The organism is Halomonas sp. 3D7M, from assembly GCF_014897885.1.
In the GTDB taxonomy this organism is placed as follows: Bacteria; Pseudomonadota; Gammaproteobacteria; order Pseudomonadales; family Halomonadaceae; genus Vreelandella.
Genome location: NZ_JABUZF010000238.1, coordinates 26,353 through 47,476 on the forward strand (window position 1 = coordinate 26,353; position 21,124 = coordinate 47,476).

21 protein-coding genes and 1 pseudogene are annotated in these 21,124 nt (G+C 53.2%); 10 read left to right on the plus strand and 12 right to left on the minus strand.

What is annotated here, in order from left to right:
• Nucleotides 1–224 precede the first annotated feature (224 nt).
• The 7 genes from INT22_RS13580 to INT22_RS13610 all read left to right on the plus strand — a co-directional run bounded on the left by INT22_RS13580 (nucleotide 225) and on the right by INT22_RS13610 (nucleotide 7,033).
• Nucleotides 225–683, plus strand: coding sequence for an SUF system Fe-S cluster assembly regulator (locus tag INT22_RS13580; protein ID WP_083002775.1), 459 nt, complete (start codon nucleotides 225–227; stop codon nucleotides 681–683).
• Between the two features lie 71 nt (nucleotides 684–754).
• On the plus strand, nucleotides 755–2,197 hold the full coding sequence (gene sufB, locus INT22_RS13585) for a Fe-S cluster assembly protein SufB (RefSeq protein ID WP_089037659.1): 1,443 nt from the start codon (nucleotides 755–757) through the stop codon (nucleotides 2,195–2,197).
• A 69-nt stretch (nucleotides 2,198–2,266) separates the two neighbouring features.
• Nucleotides 2,267–3,016 carry a Fe-S cluster assembly ATPase SufC gene (gene sufC, locus INT22_RS13590; RefSeq protein WP_095604620.1) on the plus strand — a complete coding sequence of 250 codons (750 nt, stop codon included), beginning with the start codon at nucleotides 2,267–2,269 and terminating at the stop codon, nucleotides 3,014–3,016.
• Nucleotides 3,013–4,353: a Fe-S cluster assembly protein SufD gene (sufD, locus tag INT22_RS13595; protein WP_193068420.1), complete on the plus strand. Its 1,341-nt coding sequence runs from the start codon at nucleotides 3,013–3,015 to the stop codon at nucleotides 4,351–4,353. Before sufC ends, sufD begins: the two co-directional genes overlap by 4 nt.
• A 30-nt stretch (nucleotides 4,354–4,383) precedes the next feature.
• Entirely contained in the window at nucleotides 4,384–5,649 is a 1,266-nt protein-coding gene (locus INT22_RS13600; protein WP_193059322.1) for an aminotransferase class V-fold PLP-dependent enzyme, read from the plus strand.
• 22 nt (nucleotides 5,650–5,671) lie between these two features.
• Complete coding sequence (gene sufT, locus INT22_RS13605; RefSeq protein ID WP_193059323.1) at nucleotides 5,672–6,241, plus strand: putative Fe-S cluster assembly protein SufT; 570 nt, start codon at nucleotides 5,672–5,674, stop codon at nucleotides 6,239–6,241.
• 18 nt (nucleotides 6,242–6,259) lie between these two features.
• Nucleotides 6,260–7,033: a SanA/YdcF family protein gene (locus INT22_RS13610; protein WP_226912725.1), complete on the plus strand. Its 774-nt coding sequence runs from the start codon at nucleotides 6,260–6,262 to the stop codon at nucleotides 7,031–7,033.
• 1 nt (nucleotide 7,034) lies between these two features.
• Here INT22_RS13610 and INT22_RS13615 read toward each other — a convergent pair whose 3' ends face one another.
• The 4 genes from INT22_RS13615 to INT22_RS13630 all read right to left on the minus strand — a co-directional run bounded on the left by INT22_RS13615 (nucleotide 7,035) and on the right by INT22_RS13630 (nucleotide 10,080).
• Nucleotides 7,035–7,481: a hypothetical protein gene (locus tag INT22_RS13615; protein ID WP_089037664.1), complete on the minus strand. Its 447-nt coding sequence runs from the start codon at nucleotides 7,479–7,481 to the stop codon at nucleotides 7,035–7,037.
• 87 nt (nucleotides 7,482–7,568) lie between these two features.
• Nucleotides 7,569–8,477 (minus strand): 30S ribosomal protein S6--L-glutamate ligase, encoded by a 909-nt coding sequence (gene rimK, locus INT22_RS13620; RefSeq protein WP_038483098.1) that lies wholly within the window; start codon nucleotides 8,475–8,477, stop codon nucleotides 7,569–7,571.
• Nucleotides 8,478–8,517: 40 nt separating this feature from the next.
• Nucleotides 8,518–8,958, minus strand: a complete 441-nt coding sequence (locus tag INT22_RS13625; RefSeq protein ID WP_009724956.1) for an ATP-dependent zinc protease family protein — start codon at nucleotides 8,956–8,958, stop codon at nucleotides 8,518–8,520.
• Between the two features lie 69 nt (nucleotides 8,959–9,027).
• Nucleotides 9,028–10,080, minus strand: coding sequence for a DUF3549 family protein (locus tag INT22_RS13630; protein ID WP_193068421.1), 1,053 nt, complete (start codon nucleotides 10,078–10,080; stop codon nucleotides 9,028–9,030).
• Nucleotides 10,081–10,365: 285 nt separating this feature from the next.
• Here INT22_RS13630 and INT22_RS13635 point away from each other — a divergent pair, with 285 nt between their 5' ends.
• Nucleotides 10,366–10,698 carry a YqcC family protein gene (locus INT22_RS13635; protein WP_089037666.1) on the plus strand — a complete coding sequence of 111 codons (333 nt, stop codon included), beginning with the start codon at nucleotides 10,366–10,368 and terminating at the stop codon, nucleotides 10,696–10,698.
• Between the two features lie 127 nt (nucleotides 10,699–10,825).
• Here the strand turns inward: INT22_RS13635 and INT22_RS13640 are convergent, their stop codons facing one another.
• From INT22_RS13640 to INT22_RS13670, 8 genes and pseudogenes are all read right to left on the minus strand, one after another.
• On the minus strand, nucleotides 10,826–11,452 hold the full coding sequence (locus INT22_RS13640; RefSeq protein ID WP_089037667.1) for an OmpW/AlkL family protein: 627 nt from the start codon (nucleotides 11,450–11,452) through the stop codon (nucleotides 10,826–10,828).
• A 263-nt stretch (nucleotides 11,453–11,715) separates the two neighbouring features.
• On the minus strand, nucleotides 11,716–13,206 hold the full coding sequence (gene putP, locus INT22_RS13645; protein ID WP_193068422.1) for a sodium/proline symporter PutP: 1,491 nt from the start codon (nucleotides 13,204–13,206) through the stop codon (nucleotides 11,716–11,718).
• 237 nt (nucleotides 13,207–13,443) lie between these two features.
• Entirely contained in the window at nucleotides 13,444–17,109 is a 3,666-nt protein-coding gene (gene putA / locus INT22_RS13650; protein WP_193068423.1) for a bifunctional proline dehydrogenase/L-glutamate gamma-semialdehyde dehydrogenase PutA, read from the minus strand.
• A 46-nt stretch (nucleotides 17,110–17,155) separates the two neighbouring features.
• A pseudogene (locus tag INT22_RS22155) lies at nucleotides 17,156–17,257 on the minus strand (1-pyrroline-5-carboxylate dehydrogenase); the annotation flags it as partial.
• The gene (locus INT22_RS13655; RefSeq protein WP_193068424.1) at nucleotides 17,230–17,370 is read right to left on the minus strand and encodes a hypothetical protein; all 141 of its coding nucleotides are present in this window, start codon (nucleotides 17,368–17,370) and stop codon (nucleotides 17,230–17,232) included. The gene INT22_RS13655 and the pseudogene INT22_RS22155, both read right to left, overlap by 28 nt.
• 259 nt (nucleotides 17,371–17,629) lie before the next feature.
• Entirely contained in the window at nucleotides 17,630–18,523 is an 894-nt protein-coding gene (locus tag INT22_RS13660; protein ID WP_193068425.1) for an AraC family transcriptional regulator, read from the minus strand.
• A 26-nt stretch (nucleotides 18,524–18,549) separates the two neighbouring features.
• Nucleotides 18,550–18,909 carry a hypothetical protein gene (locus INT22_RS13665; RefSeq protein WP_095604612.1) on the minus strand — a complete coding sequence of 120 codons (360 nt, stop codon included), beginning with the start codon at nucleotides 18,907–18,909 and terminating at the stop codon, nucleotides 18,550–18,552.
• Nucleotides 18,910–19,186: 277 nt separating this feature from the next.
• Nucleotides 19,187–19,594 (minus strand): CBS domain-containing protein, encoded by a 408-nt coding sequence (locus tag INT22_RS13670; protein WP_038483124.1) that lies wholly within the window; start codon nucleotides 19,592–19,594, stop codon nucleotides 19,187–19,189.
• Between the two features lie 257 nt (nucleotides 19,595–19,851).
• On the opposite strand from INT22_RS13670, the gene INT22_RS13675 reads away from it, so the two are divergent.
• Nucleotides 19,852–20,397, plus strand: coding sequence for a YqaE/Pmp3 family membrane protein (locus INT22_RS13675; RefSeq protein WP_193060503.1), 546 nt, complete (start codon nucleotides 19,852–19,854; stop codon nucleotides 20,395–20,397).
• Between the two features lie 85 nt (nucleotides 20,398–20,482).
• On the plus strand, nucleotides 20,483–21,124 hold a 642-nt coding region (locus INT22_RS13680), incomplete at its 3' end, for an EamA family transporter (protein ID WP_226912726.1).

The following is a 21,124-nucleotide window of genomic DNA, read 5'->3' on the forward strand; positions in this document are numbered from 1 at the left end:
TTTAAAAAAACCTGCGAAATCCTCGCAGGTTTTTTTCGTTTAACGCGTCGATAGCTTTTTCAAATGATAATGATTGTTGTTTTTGATGCTATCAGAGCCGAACGTGCTGTTATTTTGCACAAATTGATAACGATTTTGCTCTAGGGCTTCACATCAAATTTATACAGGACTAAAATGGTACCCATTAACGGGTAAGCCAACTGTAACGGCGAATGGGAGTCAACATGCTCAAGCTTTCTCGGCTGACAGATTATGCCGCTGTCGTGATGGCGCAAATTGCTCGCCATCCACAGGCGTCGCATGCGGCGGCTGATTTAGCAGATGCAGTGCAGCTACCACATCCCACTGTTAGTAAGACGCTCAAGATGCTGGTGAAAGCCGGCCTTCTGGAGTCACAACGCGGTGTCCAGGGTGGTTATCGTCTGGCGCGACCAGCGTCACACATTACGGCTGCCGATATTATTGCCGCTATTGAAGGGCCGGTGGCAATGACCGAGTGTAGCCAAGCGGAGGGTGAGTGCGACCTGGCGGCTACCTGCGGTGTCGCTGATAACTGGCAGCGAGTCTCACTGGCGATTCGCACGTTACTGGAAAGCGTTACGCTGGCGCACTTGGCCGATACGACGCCAATCAAGCTGCCCGTACAGTTACCGATTCAAAGCATTAGCCTGGCATCTGCTTAGGCAATGCAACATAGACTAACCCTATTGACGGCGAGCTAGGCTCGCCACCCAACTGCCCGGAGGGTATCACCATGGCAAGCGAAGAAATGGAACAGTTGGTTCGTCGCGAATACAAAGATGGTTTTATAACCGATATTGAAAGCGACACCCTGCCACCTGGCCTTGATGAAAACACCATTGCCTTTATCTCTAATAAGAAAGGCGAGCCGGAATGGATGCTGGAGTGGCGCCTAGATGCATACCGTCAGTGGTTGAAGATGAAAGAGCCGTCCTGGGCGCATCTTGATTATCCGCCCATTGATTATCAATCGATCTCTTATTTCAGTGCGCCCAAGCGCCCGGAAGATCGCCCTCAGAGCCTGGATGAAGTTGATCCTAAGCTTCTCGAAACATATGAAAAGCTTGGTATTCCTTTGCATGAGCGTGCAGCGCTTGCCGGTGTGGCCGTCGACGCTGTATTTGACTCTGTTTCCGTGGCAACCACGTTTAAAAAACAGCTAGGCGAAGCGGGCGTTATTTTCTGCTCGATTTCTGAAGCAATTCGCGATTACCCAGACCTTATCAAACAGTATCTCGGTACAGTTGTTCCGGTGGCTGATAACTACTTTGCCGCACTAAACTCGGCTGTATTTACCGATGGGTCGTTTGTGTTTGTTCCTGAAGGCGTGACGTGCCCTATGGAACTGTCGACCTACTTCCGGATTAATGCGGCTAACACCGGCCAGTTCGAGCGCACCCTGATTATCTGCGAGAGCCGTGCTCAGGTGTCTTACTTGGAAGGTTGTACGGCGCCAATGCGTGATGAAAACCAGCTTCACGCGGCAGTCGTAGAGCTCGTTGCGCTGGATGATGCCTACATTAAGTATTCCACCGTTCAGAACTGGTATCCCGGTGATGAGAACGGCAAAGGCGGGATTTACAACTTCGTTACCAAACGTGGCGATTGTCGCGGTGAGCGTTCGCGCATCAGTTGGACACAGGTAGAAACCGGTTCGGCGATCACCTGGAAATATCCTTCTTGTGTTTTGCGTGGCAAAGACAGTATCGGTGAGTTCTACTCCGTAGCGGTGACTAATGGCCGTCAGCAAGCGGATACTGGCACCAAAATGATTCACATTGGCGAAGGTACCCGTTCCTATATTGTTGCCAAAGGCATTTCGGCAGGTAAGAGCGATCAATCTTACCGTGGCTTGGTCAAAATTGGCCCTCGTGCCAAAGGGGCACGTAATTTCACTCAGTGTGATTCGTTGTTAATTGGCGACAAGTGCGGTGCCCATACCTTTCCTTATCAAGAAATTGGCAACAGCACCGCCACAATTGAGCACGAAGCCACCACGTCGAAGATCGGTGAAGATCAGCTGTTCTACTGCCAAAGCCGTGGGATTTCTGAAGAAGATGCGGTCAGCATGATTGTTAACGGCTTCTGTAAAGACGTTTTCCAAGAGCTGCCGATGGAATTCGCGGTAGAAGCCGAAGCGCTTCTAAGTGTGACGCTTGAAGGCGCAGTGGGTTAACCACTTCGGCCCCGACTTATTTTATGGGAGACGCGCAAGCGTCCCGCAAGAATTTAAAAGGTTATGACTATGTTGCAAGTTAAAGATTTACACGTCACCGTCGACGGCAAAGAAATTTTGAAAGGTTTAACGCTCACCATCAATGCAGGTGAAGTGCATGCCATTATGGGCCCGAACGGCGCGGGTAAATCCACATTGTCGGCAGTGATTGCCGGTAAAGATGGCTACGAAGTGACCCAGGGTAGCGTTACCTTTGAGGGGCAGGACGTGCTGGAAATGGAAATTGAAGAGCGCGCTCAAGCGGGCTTGCTACTAGGTTTCCAATACCCAGTGGAAATTCCAGGGGTGAAAAATATCTATCTGCTCAAGTCGGCGCTTAATGCACAGCGTGTCGCACGTGGTGAAGCAGAAATGCCCGCTCCTGAGTTTATGAAGCTCGTCAAAGAGAAGCTGGGCTTTATGAAGATGGATGCCAGTTTCCTGCAGCGTGCCGTCAATGAAGGTTTCTCTGGCGGTGAGAAAAAGCGCAACGAAATTCTTCAGATGCTGGTGCTTCAGCCAAAGCTGGCCATGCTTGATGAAATTGACTCTGGTCTCGATATCGACGCGATGAAAGTCGTTGCCGATGGCGTTAACAGCCTGCGGGCTGAAGAGCGAGCCATTCTGCTGGTCACTCACTATCAGCGCCTGCTTGACTATATCGTACCGGATAAAGTGCACGTCTTAGTCGACGGTCGTATTGTGAAGAGCGGCGACGCTGAGCTTGCTAAAGAGCTGGAAGCCAACGGCTATGAAGGCATTGAGGAGTCTGTGGCATGAGCGATACGCAAACGTTTTTGGACACGCTGAAAGCGCGTAGCCAACAGCGCGGAGTTGAGCCAACTTGGATCGCGGCCCGCCGCCAAGCGGGAGCTGCCCGCTTTGAAGCCATGGGGTTTCCAGCTCGCCGCGATGAAGAGTGGAAATATACTGACGTACGTACGATTGCCCAGGGCAACTTTGCGCTGGCTGAGACTGCGGACTTTTCCCAGGCACAAGCAGCCGCGCTTACGCTGCCGTTGGATGCGTACCGACTGACCTTCGTGGATGGTGTTTTCTCAGCCGCATTGTCGGACTTAGAAGCACTGCCGAGTAGCGTTCAGGTAATGCCGCTTTCCAAAGCGCTGAGTGATAACCATGAAGCTGTGGGTGGGCCGCTGGGGCGCTTAACGGGAGTAGATTTCTCCCCGTTCGCCGCGCTCAACACCGCGTTTATGGAAGAGGGTGCTGTGGTGCGCATTGCACCGGGTAGCGTGGTGGAAAAACCCATCCTACTGCAGTTTCTGTCCCGCGCGGGCACGCCAGTAATGTGCCATCCGCGTATTTTGGTTGAAGCAGCAGGGCGCAGTGAAGCAACGTTAATTGAGCACTATATCGGTGAAGCCGATGCGGCCAACTTCACCAACGTGGTTGCAGAGCTGATGCTGGATCGCGGTGCGATTCTGAATCACTACAAATTGCAAGAAGCGCCCTTAGGTGATCTGCATGTCGCCAGTATTCATGTCGAACAGGGCCGAGACAGCCGTTACAGCTCCTACAATCTGAATTTGGGCGGTGCGCTGGTACGCAACGACCTGATTAGTGATTTAAACGGCCAAGGCGCAGAAACCAACTTCTATGGCCTGTTCTTTGGTCAGGGTCGCCAGCACGTGGATAACCACACCAAGGTTAATCACAATGCGCCGCTGACGTTCTCGAACGAGAACTACAAAGGCATTTTGGATGACCGTGCCCACGGCGTGTTTAACGGTAAAGTGTACGTTAAGCGCGATAGCCAGAAGATCGAAGGTTTCCAAAGTAACCAAAACTTATTGCTTTCCGATCGCGCGCATATCGATGCCAAGCCTGAGCTTGAAACTTATGCTGATGACGTGAAATGTTCTCATGGCACCACCACGGGGCAGTTGGATGAAGACGCGATCTACGCGTTGCGTACCCGCGGCATCGACAAAGCGACAGCGCGAGGCTTGTTAACACTTGCATTTGCTGGCGAGGTGCTTGAACAGGTCGCGCTAGATGTGATTGCTGAGCGGGTAGAGTTGGCGGTAGCGGGCAAGCTGCCGGAACGCTTCAATCTCGCTGGATTGGTAGAAGCAGCGGCTGCGCTCAACGACTAACGCACTCAACGACTAGCCAAGGAGTCATCGATGCCCCATAGCGTGATTGAGAAACCCTCCGTGCTCGCCCCTGCAGCGTTTGATGTTGAGGCGCTGCGCAACGACTTCCCGATACTAAAACGGGAAGTGCACGGAAAGCCGTTGGTATATCTAGATAATGCCGCGACAAGCCAAACGCCCCAGCAGGTTATTGACGTATTCAGCGACTATTACTCGCGCTATAACGCCAATATCCACCGGGGGCTGCACACCTTGTCAGATGAGGCGACAGCAGCGTTTGAAGCCACACGGCATCGCGTTAAGGCGTTTCTCAATGCGGAAGATGCACGCCAGATTATCTTCACGCGGGGCACGACTGAAGCAATCAATCTAGTGGTTCAAAGTTGGGGGCGCTCCCAGCTGGCTGCGGGCGATGAAGTGCTAATTTCAATGTTGGAGCATCACTCCAATATTGTCCCTTGGCAGCTATTGGCGGCTGAGATCGGCTTTACCATTAAAGTCATTCCCGTTGAGGCTAATGGGGCGCTAGACATGACGGCGTACCGCGCGCTGCTCAATGAGCGCACTAAACTAGTGGCAGTCAATCATGTCTCTAATGCGTTGGGCACCATTAACCCAGTGAAAGAGATGGCAGCGCTTGCCCATCAGCACGGTGCGCTTATCCTGGTCGATGGTGCTCAGGCAACACCGCACCAGCAGGTTGATGTTCAGGATATTGATGCTGATTTCTATGCGTTCTCTGGGCATAAAATTTATGGCCCTACTGGGGTTGGCGTGCTGTACGGTAAGCAGACCTTATTAGAAGCGATGCCGCCTTGGCAGGGTGGTGGCGAGATGATTAAAACGGTCTCTTTTGACGTCGGCACCACCTTTGCGGCGCTTCCGCATAAATTCGAGGCTGGCACTCCCGCGATTGCGGAGGTGATTGCTTTGGGGCGCGCTATTGAGTGGCTAGAAGGCGTAGGCGTGGAGGCGATTGGTGCTTGGGAAGCCGTACTGCTGGAACATGCCACTGCAGAGGTGAGCCAGATAGATGGCTTGCGCATACTTGGCACAGCGCCGCATAAAGCTGGCGTGCTGTCGTTTGTGGTCGAAGGCGCCCATTCCCAGGACATTGGGCTGCTGATTGATCAGCTAGGCGTCGCTATTCGTACTGGGCATCACTGCGCGCAACCATTGCTACATCATTTTGGCGTAGATGCCACGTGTCGTGCATCATTTGCGGCGTATAATACGCTTCAAGAGATAGATACGTTTGTTGCAGCGCTAAAGCGTGTGATTGGAATGGTACGTTAAAGGCCGTCATTTAAGGACCGTTATGGATATTGAGCAAGTGGCCAGCCTTGAACGTGGTCAAAAACTGCCGCTTCAGCGTGATGTTGACGCCATTGCTATTCCGTTTGGCAAAACGGAGACACTGGCCGAAGACAGCGTTGTCAGCGTGATGCAAGCGAAGGGCAGCTCGGTAAGTGTTGGCTATGAAGGGCGGCTTTATCTTATTGAAGGGCGTAATTTGGATGCCTTGGGGCTCGAGCCATTGCCTCGCCCAACGCTGCCTGAAAGTGCCAGCGATGAAGAAATTGAACAGTTTGTCTGGGAGCAGTTGCGTACCTGCTTCGATCCCGAAATACCGGTTAATATTGTTGATCTAGGGTTGGTCTATGGTTGCCGTCTTGAGCGCTTGATCAGTGGCGAGCGGATGGTCACTATTCGTATGACGCTGACCGCACCAGGCTGTGGAATGGGCGATGTCATTGCGGCGGATGCGCGAAATAAAATCCTAGGTGCGCCTCAGATTAACAAGGTGCATACTGAAATTGTCTTCAGCCCGCCCTGGAGCCGTGACATGATGAGCGACGAAGCCAAGCTTGAGCTCGGCATGTTTTAACCCCTGATGGGGAGCTGGATGCACAGCTTGCTATTACGTTACATAAAACGTTTTTTGATGTCGCTAGGAGCACTTATGCTGCTGGCGACATTGCTGTTTATAGTTGGTAATTTTTGGGTGGTTGCTAGTACGGCACGCTATATTGATGACAGCTTTGCGGAGTGCCGCCCAACCGATGTGGCGATCGTATTTGGGACCTCTAACTGGACACGCAGCGGCTTTCGCAACCCACACTTTAACGCCCGTATGCGAACCTCAGCGCGCCTGATTGCCGATCAGCGGGTCAGTCATTTATTGATCTCTGGGGATAATCGTACTCAAGCCTATAACGAGCCTCGCGCCATGTGGCGTGATCTTTATCGTCGCGGTGTGCCAGCAGACCAGCTCACCATGGATTTTGCTGGGTTCAGTACCTATGACACGCTTGCGCGCGCTAGAGATGTCTTTCAGTTAGATAAGGCGTTGCTGGTTACTCAGAGCTGGCATCTTCCCCGTGCGGTTTTTATTGGTCGCGCATTAGGAATGGATGTAACTGGCTGTGTGGCGGAAGAGAAATCTGCTGCCGGGGAGTGGCGGTTGAAAATGCGCGAATGGGTGGCGCGGGTCGCTACGTTAGGTGATCTATATATTTGGGGAAGAGAGCCTTACTTTCTAGGCTCTCCAGAACCTATCGAATTAAACGCTAGTAGCAACGTCGGCGAAGTGTCTCGCCTCCCTGTTGGCCTTGATATTTACCACTACTTTGTGAGGTCGGCGGAGACGTCACATGAGCAGGCGGCGGGTGATCAATAGGCTAGCGATGCGTTTTGCGCTTTTGTAAGCTATACAATTCGCGTATTAGCTTGCGGCAACCTTGCATGCACTCTTCCACTACCGGCTCAATGGGGTCGGGCAGGGGGTGAGTGAATAGCGTTGAAAGGGCCTGCATCAGTACGCGCTCTTGTTCCAACAGCTCATTGATTAATACCTGACTATCGTTGCCCACAAAGCTTTTTAAACGGCTCCATAGCCATAAAAAGTCGTCACGCTCAACGTCAGCATCTCGAGGCAGCATTTTTAAGTGCGCACGGGCCAGTTCCTGAAGTTTACGCATCTGGTTTAACCGCTCGGTATAGTGCGGTTTCAGTGCATCACGCAGCGTGGGTCTCAGGCGTTCAATATTATCCTGGAAATAATCAATGCTATCGGCCAGCGCTTCCAGCACGCTGTCCATCGCCACTTGGCGATTGTCGAGAAACATGAGCGTCTACCTCCTTCGGTGACGCAGATTGTGGGGGTGGCAGCGCTAATTTGCCACCCCTAATGCGGATTATTTTTGCATTAAGCCTTAGCCTTTAGGCTTGGGTGGCGCTTTACGCACTGGCATGGCATTTTTTTCGATGTGTTCGATGATCATGCTGGCGATATCTTTGCCTGTTGCATTCTCAATACCTTGTAATCCAGGTGATGAGTTGACCTCCATAATCACCGGCCCGTGGTTAGAGCGCAGTAAGTCGACACCTGCAACGCGCAGTCCCATGGCTTTTGCCGCTCGAATGGCCGTTGAGCGCTCTTCGGGGGTAATGCGGATGACGCTGGCGGTGCCCCCACGATGCAGGTTTGAACGGAATTCACCTTCGGCTGCCTGACGCTTCATCGACGCAACCACTTTATCGCCAATCACCAGACAGCGAATATCGGCACCGCGCGCCTCTTTAATGTACTCCTGCACCATGATGTTGGTTTTCATGCCCATAAACGCTTGAATAACCGACTCAGCTGCCTGGTTGGTTTCAGCAAGTACAACACCGATACCTTGCGTTCCTTCCAGTAGCTTGATGACCAGCGGAGCACCTTTGACCATGGTAATCAGGTCAGGAATGTCATCAGGAGAGTGGGCGAACCCCGTGATGGGAAGGCCCAACCCCTTTCTAGAGAGAAGCTGTAGCGAGCGCAGCTTATCCCGTGAACGAGTGATGGCTACTGAATCATTTATAACGTAGGTGCCCATCATTTCAAATTGGCGCAGTACGGCGCAGCCATAAAAGGTAACCGATGCCCCTATGCGAGGAATGACGGCATCGAAGGGCTCGATTTCAGCGCCTTTATAATGAATCGACGGATGGTGGGAGGCGATGCTCATATAGCAGCGCAGCGTGTCGACCACGCGAGCGGTGTGTCCACGCTGCTCGGCGGCCTCAATAAGGCGGCGAGTAGAATATAGATTGCGATTGCGCGAAAGCAGGGCAATATGCATGCAGGGCTCCGGGGCCAAAAAATATGGCTAATAAGTTAGTTTAAGGCTCGCCGTGCAAAAATGCAGCCCCAGGGGCTATAAGCAAGCGTCGCATAGCGCGGCGCCCAAGCAGCATGGGATGGCGCATATTGCTACGGTCAGTCAGGGTTAGTTCAACCGGAAAATTTAGTTCACCCAATTGCATCGGGGTGCGAATCACATAACGCCACTCGCTGTGCCCATTAGAGCTGGTAACGCGCCGCCGGTCGTGCAAGTGGAGCTGGTAGCGGTGGGCAGGCGTTTGCGGGCCACCGCTATGGGTAATAAAACTTACCCACAGCTGCCCATCCTCATCTTCATGAGTGTCAATCTCTTCGGCATGCAAAGCAGAGGTGCGCGCGCCAGTATCGGCTTTGCAGCAAAGGTGAAGCCCTAATTCAGGTAACGTCACCATTTCACGGCGGCCGATGACTGCTTTGGCCTGATAGGGTAATTCCTTCACGGCATACTCCTGGCAAATGAAGGTTTGTCATCAAGAAATGAGTCGATCTAGCGTCTCATAAATAAATAGCTAGCTTCTAGCTTGGTTAATCAACGCACTTAGCCTTAGCTGAATCGCGGAGTCAGGCGGCGCGTCGCGTAGTGTCAGCATAACCAATAGGCGAAGTCTGGGAATCAGTGCAAGGTCACGTACGACTGCATTAAAATTAGTGCGTTTGTCTTCTGCTAAACGCTGTAAAAGCAACGGTAAACGTTCAGCGTCTTCTAACAATAACCACCCGCGGCCAGCAATGGCTGCGATAATATCTGGGCCGCAAGCAATGGGGTCAGTTAAGAGGCTTGAGTACCATTTGCCGACACTAACTGACGGAGTACAGCCCACGGCGCGCACGCAGGCGCACAGGGTTTCTACGTCACCATCAATGGCTGCCTGCTCTCCACGCGCCCGTAAGGCACTGACCAGCGGCTCTGCAAGAGGCCTATGCTCCAGGCAATAGCACAGCGAGTGAGCGACACTAGTGGGCAACTGGGGAAGGCGCAGCGCTAGCGCTTCTGATGTGGGTAAGTCGAGGCGTACCACATAATCAGCGATGCCTTGTAACCCCAGTGCTTGCCAGTCAATGGTCTGCTGGCCGCTAAGATAGGCCTCGACAGGCTCTAAGTGTTGGCTAGCGGCAAGCTCTAATGCATAACTGGCCTGAGCATTAAGCATTGCTTGAAAAGTAATATCAGGCGAAAAAGCGAGCGGATTATCCTTCATTAGATGATCCACGTCAGCAGTTTCTGCCTGGCCTAGCGGTTTATTTTCTAGCTGCGCAGCATTTCTCCCAAGGGTTTCGAGCAAGCGATTAATAAAACCGTCTCGTTGGGCGGGGGAGAGCTTGCCTTGTTCGTCTAGCGGCAGCGCCAAAAACCAGATGGCTGGTTCAGGCATGTCACCCATACGAAATACTACGCCAAGGCGTGCCTGCTGTTGCCAGGGTTCCGGCCAGGCTATCTCGCCATTTTCGAATGCACGCAGCGTTTCTCGTGGGCAGTCCGTTACTCGTCGTCCCATATGGTAGAGGGAAACGTCCGCGCCGCTACGTGTAAAAAACTCATCAAGTGTCTGGATTGGTTGCATGACATCCTTCCGCATTTCAAGCCTGCACTCTACCTTGCTGATGTGTCACTGTCAGCCGCAAACGCTGATTAATCCGTGCTTTATTATCAAAATGGTTAAAAATTGCACAACATGGTGTAACCCGCATGAGAGTAACAGTAGCGACATCTTTCCATAGTTTATCCACAGCCTCTTGCAGGTTTTCTGTGAATCTGTGAATAACACACAAACTCTGTCAGACGGTTGGCAACTTACCCACAGTGCTGGGATAATAAAGCTTTACTGATTCAAATGGAAAAGGTGCTTATGAGCGTCCATCAACAGCTTCAAACCGCGCTTCTTGAGCTTGAAGCCACTATGAAGGCCGCTAACTTATGGCGTATGCCAACGCCTGATATTTCAGCATTTAATAGTCAGCAACCCTTCTGTATCGACACGATGTCGCTGCCTCAGTGGATTCGATTTGTTTTTATCGCTCGATTAAATGCACTGATTGATGCCCAGGCCGCTATGCCTGCCAAGTGCGATGTAGCGCCGGCAGTGGCTGCATATCTAATGCAGGAAAAAGTTCGTGCCAGTGACCAGCTACTGGTTGTTCGAGCCGTTGAAAAGATAGATCAGCTAGTTACCGAAAACTAGGTCGCGCTACTACGAGAAGCTGAAGCCTAGTGTGATGAGGGTATCAGCAAAGACAATGCCCAGCACCGCAAGCAGCGGGACTGGGCATTTTTCATGCGATTATGGCGCTAGCACAGCTGTAGCGGTGTTAGAAACGATAGCTTAAGCCTGCCATAACCACTAAGGGATCAATCTCTACCGTGCCTGCAGCGGCACCGTTAACGGTCGCGTCAGTATCGATGTCGATATACCACGCGGCTGCGTTAAGTGCCCAGTTTTCATCGATAAGCAAATCGATACCCACTTGAGCAGCGGCACCCCAGGAGTCGTCCAGCTCCAGTTCGCCTATGGCTAGCTCTTCATCAGAGAAAAAGGTGTAGTTAATACCTGCGCCGACATAAGGCTGTACGCGCGCATCAGTGCCACCTAGCGGGTAGTACTGGAGCGTTAGAGTTGGTGGAAGGTGCTTGGTAGAGGCAAGATTATCACCGTTCAGGGCGATATCGTGCTCAAACGGTAGGGCTGCCAGTAATTCGATGCCCATTTTGTCGTGGAAGCGGTAGCCCAGGGTAAATGCGAAATCGGTTTTATCCTGAACATCAACCGCGAACGCGCCTCCGGCTAATGAACCGTTGTCGCTTTTTGGCTCCACTTTGGCAACACCCACGCGAGTAAAGAAATCGCCAGCGCCGTAAGCTAAAACTTGGCCGCTTGCCATCAATGTGGCTGCTGCAAGTCCAGTGGTGAGCAGTGTTGAAAGAGAGTTATGGCGCATAGCATTGCTCCTGACCATTAATGTGAGTCTTTGCAGTGAGTGGTTAACATGAACCGTTGTTCGACATGATCGCGAACCATGCAAAGAGTGTATCGGGTAGAGGAGGGCAGGTTATTGACCTGGGGCAAAGAGTGGAGCGCCGCCGCTAAATAATGGGCTTTTAAAAGAGGCTGTCAGAAGTGAAAGAGGCCTTCCCGTGGCATGGGAAGGCCTCAATAATCAGCTAATTGTTTAATTAAGCTGAGTGTGTCATTGACGCTCGTCTAGCGATCAATATGCTGATATTCACCCGCATCGGCAGTTATGCTACTAACCACCAAGATGGCAATAAAGGCAGCGATGAAGCCAGGGATGATCTCGTACACGCCGGGGCCACCCATAAATTCTCCGTTCCAGCCTAATGCAATCCAAATCATGACGGTAGCAGCACCCACTACCATGCCTGCAATGGCGCCAGCTCCGTTCGTGCGAGACCACATTAGCGACAGAATGATCAGCGGGCCAAATGCTGCGCCAAAGCCAGCCCAGGCATTACTTACGAGCCCAAGAACTTGCGAGTCCGGATTTGACGCAATCACAGCGGCCACCAGACCAACCAGTACGACACAGATTCGACCGACCTTTACGCACTCTTTATCGGTTGCTTCCTTTCTTAGGAACAGGCGATAGAAATCTTCGGTTAATGAGGACGACGATACTAACAATTGGCTGGAAATGGTGCTCATAATTGCAGCAAGCAGTGCCGCATAGAGGAAGCCGGTGACCAGCGGGTGGAATAGCAGGTTCGCCAGAATGATGAAGATCGTTTCTGGATCCTCGATATCCATGCCGTTGCGGACTGCATAAGCCCGGCCAAACAGACCTAGAGAGACCGCGCCAATCAGGGAAATAAGCATCCAGCTCATGCCGATATTACGGGCAGTCGGGACATCTTTCAGCGTCCGGATGGCCATAAAGCGCACAATGATGTGGGGTTGACCGAAGTACCCCAGTCCCCAGGTAACCGCAGAGAGCCAGCCAATAAAGGTCAGCCCTGACGTCCAGGATAGCAGGGTGGGGTCGACTTCATTTAGCGTCTGCGATGCTTGGGAGAACCCACCGCCGCCTTCGCCAAATAGCACCACTGCAGGCATGATTACTAGCGCCAGCATCATGATGCAGCCTTGCACGAAGTCAGTCATACTCACGGCCAGGAAGCCGCCAACAACGGTGTAGACAAGTACCACTCCAAGTGTAATGAGGATGCCTACAGCGTAGTCGCTCATGCCGCCGATGTTAAAAATACCGGCAAACGCGCTTTCAAACAGTTTGCCCCCAGCGACTAGACCTGATGCCGTGTAAACCGCGAAAAAGATGACGATAACGATAGCAGACACCGTGCGCAGTGAATGCGCACGTGTCGGAAATCGGTTTGCCAAAAAGGCTGGAATGGTAATCGCATTACCGTAGTGAACCGTCTGTTCACGCAGTCGGGGGGCGACCAGGGTCCAGTTGAAGAACGCACCCACCAGAAGGCCAATGCCGATCCAGGCGGATCCCAAGCCGGAAACAAACATTGCGCCGGGCAACCCAAGCAGCAACCAGCCGCTCATGTCCGAAGCGCCAGCCGATAGAGCTGCTACTTGTGGACTGAGGCCACGTCCCCCCAGCATGTAATCTTCTGATGAAGATGTCGCTTTGCGCATGGCATAAATGCCGATGGCGATCATGAGCGCAAAGTAGGCAAAAAGACTAATCCAAACACCGATAGCCATGAAAGTTCTCCAATTTGTCAGGACGGAGCTAGCTCCGACAGGTTAGCGCGCTTGCCGTGCAGAACCGCTAGTAGCACGCATGTTTAACTCCGCTTCTTATTCGTGTAGCAAGGCGCTACCGCTTGGTCCTCGATATTCCTTGCTAGGGAAGCGCCTGTACTGGCCGCCTCCCGGCAACACGAGGTTATTGTCGTCTAAGTTTAGTTGAGAAGCATGGCGCCGACAAAGCCAGCGGGCCTATTCGGCCGTTGCCAGCAAGCTGGCGTTGCCACCCGCTGCGGTCGTATCGATGCACAGATGACGTTCCACCACGTAGCGATCTGGTGAAATGGTCTGAGTCTCGAGCGGCACGATGGCACCGTCGCGCTTAGCGAGTGCTATACGCAGTTCATGCGTCCAATCACTTTTGCCAGCCGCGGCGACGGCGGCAATCCCTTGGACCTCGCTTAGTGTATCTGCTGTGATGCTACCGTCGAGCCCAATCACGGGGGCGCCTGCGTCGACCAGCGGCTGGACGGCTTGAGCTGCGCCTGGTGCAATCACTACTGCAGTACAGCCCGCGCCAAGCGCCTGTACTGCTTGGGCAGCGGCGATATCCAGCGTTGGTCCAAGGCAGAGAACAGCGCCTTTTGGATACATCGCCAAGCGGTTGCTTTCCCCTGTGGGTCCTGGAAGCGTCTGCGGTGTCATGTCGAGTGCCGCTGTCTCGTTAAGGGCCTTGCGGATCACGCCGCCTTTGCCGGAGAGTGCCTTGCGGAGTGCCTCGATTCGATTGGGTCGTACCGCCCAGTTCCGCGCATCCAGCCCATCTAAGGCCGATTGGAGGTCGCTGAGTGAGAGGGTTTTCCCCTCAGGAGCCTTGTGGTGCTCGGCGGTGGCAGTGCGGCGGAAGCGAGTAACATAGAGCGGGCCACCGGCCTTGGGCCCGGTGCCCGAAAGGCCTTCGCCCCCGAATGGCTGGGAGCCGACAATGGCGCCGATTTGGTTACGATTAACATAAACGTTGCCAACATGGATGCGCTCGACGATTTGCTGCACACGATCATCGATGCGGGTATGCAGGCCGAAGGTCAGTCCGTAGCCTTTGCCATTGATGTCGTCGACCACGTTGTCGATGTCTCGCGCCTTGAAAGTAGCCACGTGTAGAACCGGGCCAAATATCTCGCGTTCGAGATCCGCAATGCCCCCCACCTCAATGACCGCGGGGGTGACGAAGGTGCCAGCTTCCGGTGCGGACAGTTTCTTCAACACCTTACCTGTCTTCTCGTGCGCTGCTACGTAGTCGCTTATCTCGGCTTGGGCGTCGGCGTCGATCACGGGTGAGACGTCGGTGTCAGTATTCCAAGGGTCGCCGATGGTGAGCGAGTCCATGGCGCCATAAAGCATGTTGAGCAACCGGTCGCGCGCCTCTTCCTGCACATACAGCATGCGTAGCGCTGAACAACGCTGCCCAGCCGACTGGAAGGAGGAGATTAAGATATCGCGGACTGCCTGCTCGGTCAGCGCCGTAGAGTCCACGATCATCGAGTTGAGGCCGCCAGTTTCGGCAACCAGTATCGCATCGGGCCCTGCGTTCTGCGCCAGGGCTTTGTGGATAATCTGTGCCACGGGGGTCGAGCCAGTGAAACAGACACCAGCGATACGTGGGTCGCTAGTCAGCGGGCCACCCACCGTGGGCCCATCGCCAGGCAGCAGTTGAAGTGCTGCTTCTGGAAGGCCAGCCTCACGCATCAATTCGACGGCGCGGGCGGCGATCAGCGGTGTTTGCTCGGCGGGCTTGGCAAGTACCGCGTTGCCAGCCACCAAGGCTGCGGCGATCTGCCCGGTGGTGATGGCCAGTGGGAAGTTCCAAGGGCTGATGCAGACGAAGATGCCGCGGGCGCTACCGGGTTCTTCCGCTTCCAGCCGTTCACCCTCATTGGCGTAGTAGCGTAGGAAATCCACCGCTTCGCGCACTTCAGCGATGCCATCAAACATCATCTTGCCGGCTTCGCGGGTGGTGATCACGGTCAGCTCAGCGATATGTTCTTCATAGAGATCCGCGGTACGACGGAGCACTTTGGCGCGCTCGGCCACAGGACGTGCTGACCACTCGCGGAAACCTTCCTCTGCAGCATCGAGAGCGGCGGCTACCTCTTCAGGGGTGGCCTCATGCACCTTGCCGATAATACGCGAGCTGTCGGCGGGAGAGACTGCATCGCGAGCCGGACCTTGGGGGGCAGGATTTCCCACTAGCATGGGGCCTGCTGTCCAGGTCTTGTCAGCAAAGGTTTCCCGCGCATTAAGCAGCGGCAGGATCGAGGCGGGTTCGTTGATACGATAACCCTTGGAGTTCTTGCGATCTGGCGCAAACAGCTCACCGGGCTGGCGAATCAACGGGCTTGAGATGGCGTCGCCAAGCTGTTTAAACCCTTCCACTGGATCTCTTGATACTTCGCTCGGGGGAATCGAACTATCCACCACCTGGTTGACGAACGAGGAGTTCGCGCCATTCTCTAGCAGGCGACGTACCAAGTAGGCCAGCAGGTCGCGGTGAGCGCCGACTGGGGCGTAGATGCGGCAGTGCGTGCCCTCAGCCTCTTTAACGATGTGGTGCAGCGATTCGCCCATGCCGTGTAGGCGCTGAAACTCGTAGCTGTCCTTGTCATCGCCTGCCATGGCCACGACGGCGGCGCAGGTATGGGCATTGTGTGTGGCGAACTGTGGATAGATGCGGTCGCGCCGGTCGAGCAGCATCTGAGCGCAGGCCATGTAGCTGACATCGGTATTGACCTTGCGGGTGAAGACCGGGAAGGTTTTAACGCCCATCTCCTGGGAGAGCTTGATTTCGGAATCCCAGTAGGCGCCCTTGACCAAACGCACCATGATCTTGCGGCCGAACCGCTCGGCAAGTTCGTAAAGTGTCTCTATCACTGGCGCGGCGCGGCGCCCGTAGGCTTGTACAACGACCCCGAAGCCGTCCCACCCATCGAGGCTGGGGTCGGACATCAGTGCCTCGATCACGTCGAGTGACAGATCCAGTCGATCCTGCTCTTCTGCGTCGATATTGAAACCGATATTGGCTTTGGCCGCTTGTTTTACCAGTTCCAACGCACGGGGTACGAGCTCTGCCATTACCGTGTCACGGTGGGTGTACTCATAACGGGGATGCAGGGCTGATAGTTTTACCGAGATACCGGGACTGCCACGTACATCGCCCTTGGCCTGTTCGGCGATTGCGGTGATCGCCTTGGCATAAGCCTCGTGGTAGCGGACGGCATCCTCATCTGTGCGAGCTGCCTCGCCAAGCATGTCGTAAGAGTAGGTGTAGCCCTGTTTCTCAAGCTCGCGGGCATTCTTCATGCCTTCTTCGATGGTCTGGCCGAGTACGAATTGGCGGCCGAGAATCTTCATCGACTGACCAACGGCCTTACGCACTACCGGCTCGCCCATACGGCGTACTAGGCCGCGTAGCGCTCGGGTTGGGCCCTTGGGATCTTCTTCCAGCACTTTACCGGTTAGCAACAGCGCCCAGGTCGAGGCATTAACCATCGATGAGGACGATTTCCCCAGGTGTGCGCCCCAGTCGGACGGCTCAATTTTATCGTGGATCAGGTCGTCGATGGTTTCCGCATCAGGCACGCGCAGCAGGGCTTCTGCCAAGCACATCAGGCCGACGCCCTCGGTGGTGGAAAGGCCGTACTCGGCGAGGAACGCCTCCATCATCGAGGGAGACCTTTCTTTGCGCACACGCTCCACGTAGTTGGCACCGGCGGCAGCAACTTTACGTCGGTCATCCTCTGACAGCTTGATGCGTTCGATCAGCTCATGCAGCACCGCTGTTTCATCGGCGTCATAGTTGCTGCGGATGCGTGAGCGAAGATCACTCACGTCGCTATGCAAATTAAGATTAGTTTTGTTCATGATGGGGTTCTCCTTGCAAGTCGACACGTCAGCATTGCTGAGCTGTTCACTTATCGCCAAGCGCCAGAAACGACGCGTTACCACCCAGCGCGGCAGTGCTGTTGGTGATTGTTTTTTCAGTCACAAAACGCTGTAGGTAGTGTGGGCCAGCGTTGAGAGCCTTGATTCACTGACGAAGGCATCCTCATCGACAAGACAGTGATCACTGATACGCTCCATAAGCGTATCAAGATCAGTTTGCCAGATGGCAGGGTCACGCATTTTCTTGGCATTGAGGCCCCCATAAGTCTAAACAGAAAGCGAAAAGCTGAATCAAATAACCGAAATAAAGCGATGGTAGGGCACTGCGCCCAAGATAACGGTCGAATGTAGAGCGAGCTGCCATTAGGTGTATGTCGTTTTCATGGCAAAACGTGTCAAATTCTCGGCAAGAAACGCTTTTTAAGACTTTAGTTTAGTCTCTAAACGGCTGCCAGCACGCAAAATAGCGTGTTATGTGCCCAAGCTAACTGCTTCATCACTAGCGAAATGAGAGTGCGCCAGTCTTGACGCTTGCTCCTGAAGAAGGCGCGGAAGATGCTAACGAGGTTGCACCGGATGTTGAAGACGGCGCTAAGTGGGTCGCCGAATCGAGCGGCGTATTGGTTGCGCCTACTCCTTGGCGTAGCTGGCGGGGAGACAAGCCGTAACTACGCCGAAAAGCATGCGAAAGAGCGCTTTGATTGGCAAAGCCTGTTTGAATGGCTATGTCAGTGAGTGGTAGACGGCTTTGTAATACAAGCTGCCGAGCTGCGTGTAGACGTTGGCGTCGTACATACTGCCAAGGGGACAGGCCCGTTTGGACGCGAAAGCGTTCAGAAAAGTGTGCCTCACTAAGGCAAGCCAATTTTGCTAAATCAGCGACTCTCAGCTCATCGGCCAAGTGGTGGCGAATAAATCGATCGATTTGATCAAGATTGAGCCGCCGTTGTGATGCGCTCTCCGATGCGCCCAGACGAGCCTTTAATGAACCTAACAGCGTGGCAGCAAGCCGGTCTTGCTGAAAAGACATTGCCGACGTGTCAAATCCTTGGACGAGCTCGCTTTCTACGAAAGCAAGGTAGTGGCGCAATGGGTTGTCGAGTGCAAAAAAACGCGGTGCATCAAACAGTGCTACCAACTCGCGGTGTTCGCCCGTTAAAGCAGGCGCATCTTCAGGCAGATCCAGTATCAGTTGACGATTGTAGCCATTACCTGAATAGAAGTGTTCGTGATTCGCGGGAACAATGCAGCCTGAAAATGCGTTTACCCGGCCGCCGAGGCCTTCGATTTCAAATTCTGAAGAGCCGCACAGCGTAATGACGATTTGGTGAAAATCGTGGGAGTGATGCTTTGTGGCACTTTCTAAAGGGATTTGACGAATAGTACTCGGCATGGGGTCTCCTCGACACGACTGGCCTATTACTGCTGGCGCAGCGCTGTGTGTGCCGCTAAATGATCACGTAATGCTTTCAGTTCCGCGTAACCCTCTTGGTTAAGTAACGGTTTGCTTCGAGCAATTTGCCAATGGCGCCCGTGGGTGTCCATTAAATGTGATGCACGACGGCGGACACTCTCTAGGTACTCATCGTGGCGAATGGGGTAACCAATGATGGCATTCCACTCCGTTTCGCTGATGCTGCTTTCTAGCGCTTTGTCGAACAAATTGATCAGATCGTTAGGCTCAGTGCGGTAGCGTGGCGTACCTACGGTCATTAATATTACCAGCACGCCACCTATTACCAGCAAACAGACGCCAAACACTAATAAGTACAGCGCCATACTACACTCCCTGCAAAATCAGTATCAGCATTCGTTTAACAATGCACGACAGTATACGCCTGCTGCTCGTTAAGACGAAAATTTTGCAGTTTTGCGAACTTTTCCCCTACAAGGTGTCAGAGTGTGTACAGGCAACATCGCGATAGCAGTCGTTAATAGTGTTGTTCTGGCTATTGTTTTCGATCCCTTGCTTCCGCTGCTTATCAAGCAGCGGTTTTTTTTGCTTATCAATCGGTCGTTTTCTGACGTAGTACGGCAATAGATAGTACGGCGATAGTTAGTGTCGACGAATCGTTAGCAGCGCCATTAAGATATCGCGGCGTGTGACAATCCCCACTAAACGTTGCTGCTCCACAACGGGATAAACCTTTGGTTTTGCTCCGAGCATTTCCTGTGCTAAGTCGGTGATGCTTTTATTGGGCGTTGTGGTGAGCACGTCTTGGCGCATTAACTCACGTACCAGCGGCGCTTCATCATCGTGGTAGATGCTGTCCAATACGCGACCCATCACGTCCTGTTCGGATATAAAACCAATCAACCGATCAGACGCATCTACCACTGGAGCGCCTGGTAAGCGATGCAATGCCAAACCTTGGGCTAAGTTGGTGATAGAGGTTTGGCCAGTGACGCGATAGCAGTCCCGTGACATGACATCGCGTACGGTATCGGGGGTTCTATTATTCATCTTGACACTCCTTGACGTAATACGCGCAGTTTCACTCTTAAAGAGAGTAGAGCAATAACTGCTTGCGGCATGAAAGCCATGAATCACAAGAACCATGAGTCACGAGAGCTATGAGTCACAAGACCTATGAGTCATAAGAGCCATGAGCCACGAGACCTATAATTCTATTAATGTAGAAGATTTAACTCACCCTGCGTTGTCCTTATTATTGGTACATTCAACGCTTTGCTTCATTCCAGAAGCTGCAAGGAGTCAGTATGGACGCACGTGAATACCTCAATCGCAAAGGCGTTGGCATAGAAAGAGACCCTGAACGGCCCAACACATTAGAAGAAAAAGCGTGGGAGAGAGCTCGTGGGGCAGGTAGCCAGCGTCCAAAATCCGGTACACCACATGATTGGGAAGATTGGGAGCGCCATCACGATGATTTGGCAGACGGCGCGGAAACGTTAGAGCAGAAAATTGATAAAGAGGCTCACCAAAAAGCACTAGCTAAAGAGAAGCAGCAAGCTGAGCAAGCGCAAGCGGCGGTAGAGCACTTTACGCCTACCGTGCAAACAAATGAGGCTGATAGCGCGCTTAAGCATCAAACCCAATCACCTATTGCTTCTGAAGGCGTGCCAGCATCGCCTCAACCGACATCGGTTCTGTTTGCCTACCGCGCGTTAGCCGTTTTGCTACCGCCTTTGGCCGTTGGGTTAACAGAGGGCGGGGCAAAACGTGTTGCTCTTAGTGTTGTATTGACGTTGTTGGGCTGGCTTCCTGGCGTAGTGCATGCGTTTATATGGTTAAAAAAGCACTAAGCTAGCGATTCTTCGCCTAGCCCATTGGCAGTTGTTGTGAAGCGCGTATAATCCCTGTCAACTTTTCTTTTCGGTGGGGTTTACTATGGGCTACCTTGTTAGCGTGACGGCGCTGTGGGCGTTCTCATTCTCGTTGATTGGTGTATATCTGGCAGGCCAAGTAGACAGCTACTTTGCGGTGCTTGTACGGGTAACGCTCGCCATGCTGGTGTTCCTGCCATTTTTACGGCCCAGCTTGCTGCGGGGAAAACAGCGTTTAGCGTTAATGGCATTGGGTGCGGTGCAGTTAGGCGTCATGTACACCTTCTTCTATCACTCGTTTTTACTGCTATCGGTTCCTGAGGTTCTGTTATTCACGATTTTCACGCCAGTTTATATTGCACTTCTAGATGACCTAATGTTTAAGCGCTTCACGCCTATTTATTTAGTGACCGCCCTATTGGCGGTGATCGGGGCAGGCGTCATTCGTTACGATGGTATTGATAGTGGGTTCTTGCTGGGCTTTTTGGTAGTGCAGGGGGCTAATCTCTGTTTTGCGTTAGGTCAGGTTGGCTATCGTCGTCTCGCAGCTGATTTGCCGCCCACCTTGGCGTGGCATAACGTTTTTGGCTGGTTCTTTATCGGCGCAATGCTAGTGGCACTCCCGGCCTTTTTGCTGTTTGGTAATACGGCAGCGCTGCCCAGTACACCGGTGCAGTGGAGTGTATTGGCATGGCTTGGGCTAGTC

Bases quoted from the DNA above. Each gene is read 5' to 3' on its own strand.
- INT22_RS13580 (WP_083002775.1), top strand. From the start codon at position 225: ATGCTCAAGCTTTCTCGGCTGACAGATTATGCCGCTGTCGTGATGGCG.
- sufB (WP_089037659.1), top strand. From the start codon at position 755: ATGGCAAGCGAAGAAATGGAACAGTTGGTTCGTCGCGAATACAAAGAT.
- sufC (WP_095604620.1), top strand. From the start codon at position 2,267: ATGTTGCAAGTTAAAGATTTACACGTCACCGTCGACGGCAAAGAAATT.
- sufD (WP_193068420.1), top strand. From the start codon at position 3,013: ATGAGCGATACGCAAACGTTTTTGGACACGCTGAAAGCGCGTAGCCAA.
- INT22_RS13600 (WP_193059322.1), top strand. From the start codon at position 4,384: ATGCCCCATAGCGTGATTGAGAAACCCTCCGTGCTCGCCCCTGCAGCG.
- sufT (WP_193059323.1), top strand. From the start codon at position 5,672: ATGGATATTGAGCAAGTGGCCAGCCTTGAACGTGGTCAAAAACTGCCG.
- INT22_RS13610 (WP_226912725.1), top strand. From the start codon at position 6,260: ATGCACAGCTTGCTATTACGTTACATAAAACGTTTTTTGATGTCGCTA.
- INT22_RS13615 (WP_089037664.1), bottom strand. From the start codon at position 7,481: ATGTTTCTCGACAATCGCCAAGTGGCGATGGACAGCGTGCTGGAAGCG.
- rimK (WP_038483098.1), bottom strand. From the start codon at position 8,477: ATGCATATTGCCCTGCTTTCGCGCAATCGCAATCTATATTCTACTCGC.
- INT22_RS13630 (WP_193068421.1), bottom strand. From the start codon at position 10,080: ATGCAACCAATCCAGACACTTGATGAGTTTTTTACACGTAGCGGCGCG.
- INT22_RS13635 (WP_089037666.1), top strand. From the start codon at position 10,366: ATGAGCGTCCATCAACAGCTTCAAACCGCGCTTCTTGAGCTTGAAGCC.
- INT22_RS13640 (WP_089037667.1), bottom strand. From the start codon at position 11,452: ATGCGCCATAACTCTCTTTCAACACTGCTCACCACTGGACTTGCAGCA.
- putP (WP_193068422.1), bottom strand. From the start codon at position 13,206: ATGGCTATCGGTGTTTGGATTAGTCTTTTTGCCTACTTTGCGCTCATG.
- putA (WP_193068423.1), bottom strand. From the start codon at position 17,109: ATGAACAAAACTAATCTTAATTTGCATAGCGACGTGAGTGATCTTCGC.
- INT22_RS13655 (WP_193068424.1), bottom strand. From the start codon at position 17,370: ATGCGTGACCCTGCCATCTGGCAAACTGATCTTGATACGCTTATGGAG.
- INT22_RS13660 (WP_193068425.1), bottom strand. From the start codon at position 18,523: ATGCCGAGTACTATTCGTCAAATCCCTTTAGAAAGTGCCACAAAGCAT.
- INT22_RS13665 (WP_095604612.1), bottom strand. From the start codon at position 18,909: ATGGCGCTGTACTTATTAGTGTTTGGCGTCTGTTTGCTGGTAATAGGT.
- INT22_RS13670 (WP_038483124.1), bottom strand. From the start codon at position 19,594: ATGAATAATAGAACCCCCGATACCGTACGCGATGTCATGTCACGGGAC.
- INT22_RS13675 (WP_193060503.1), top strand. From the start codon at position 19,852: ATGGACGCACGTGAATACCTCAATCGCAAAGGCGTTGGCATAGAAAGA.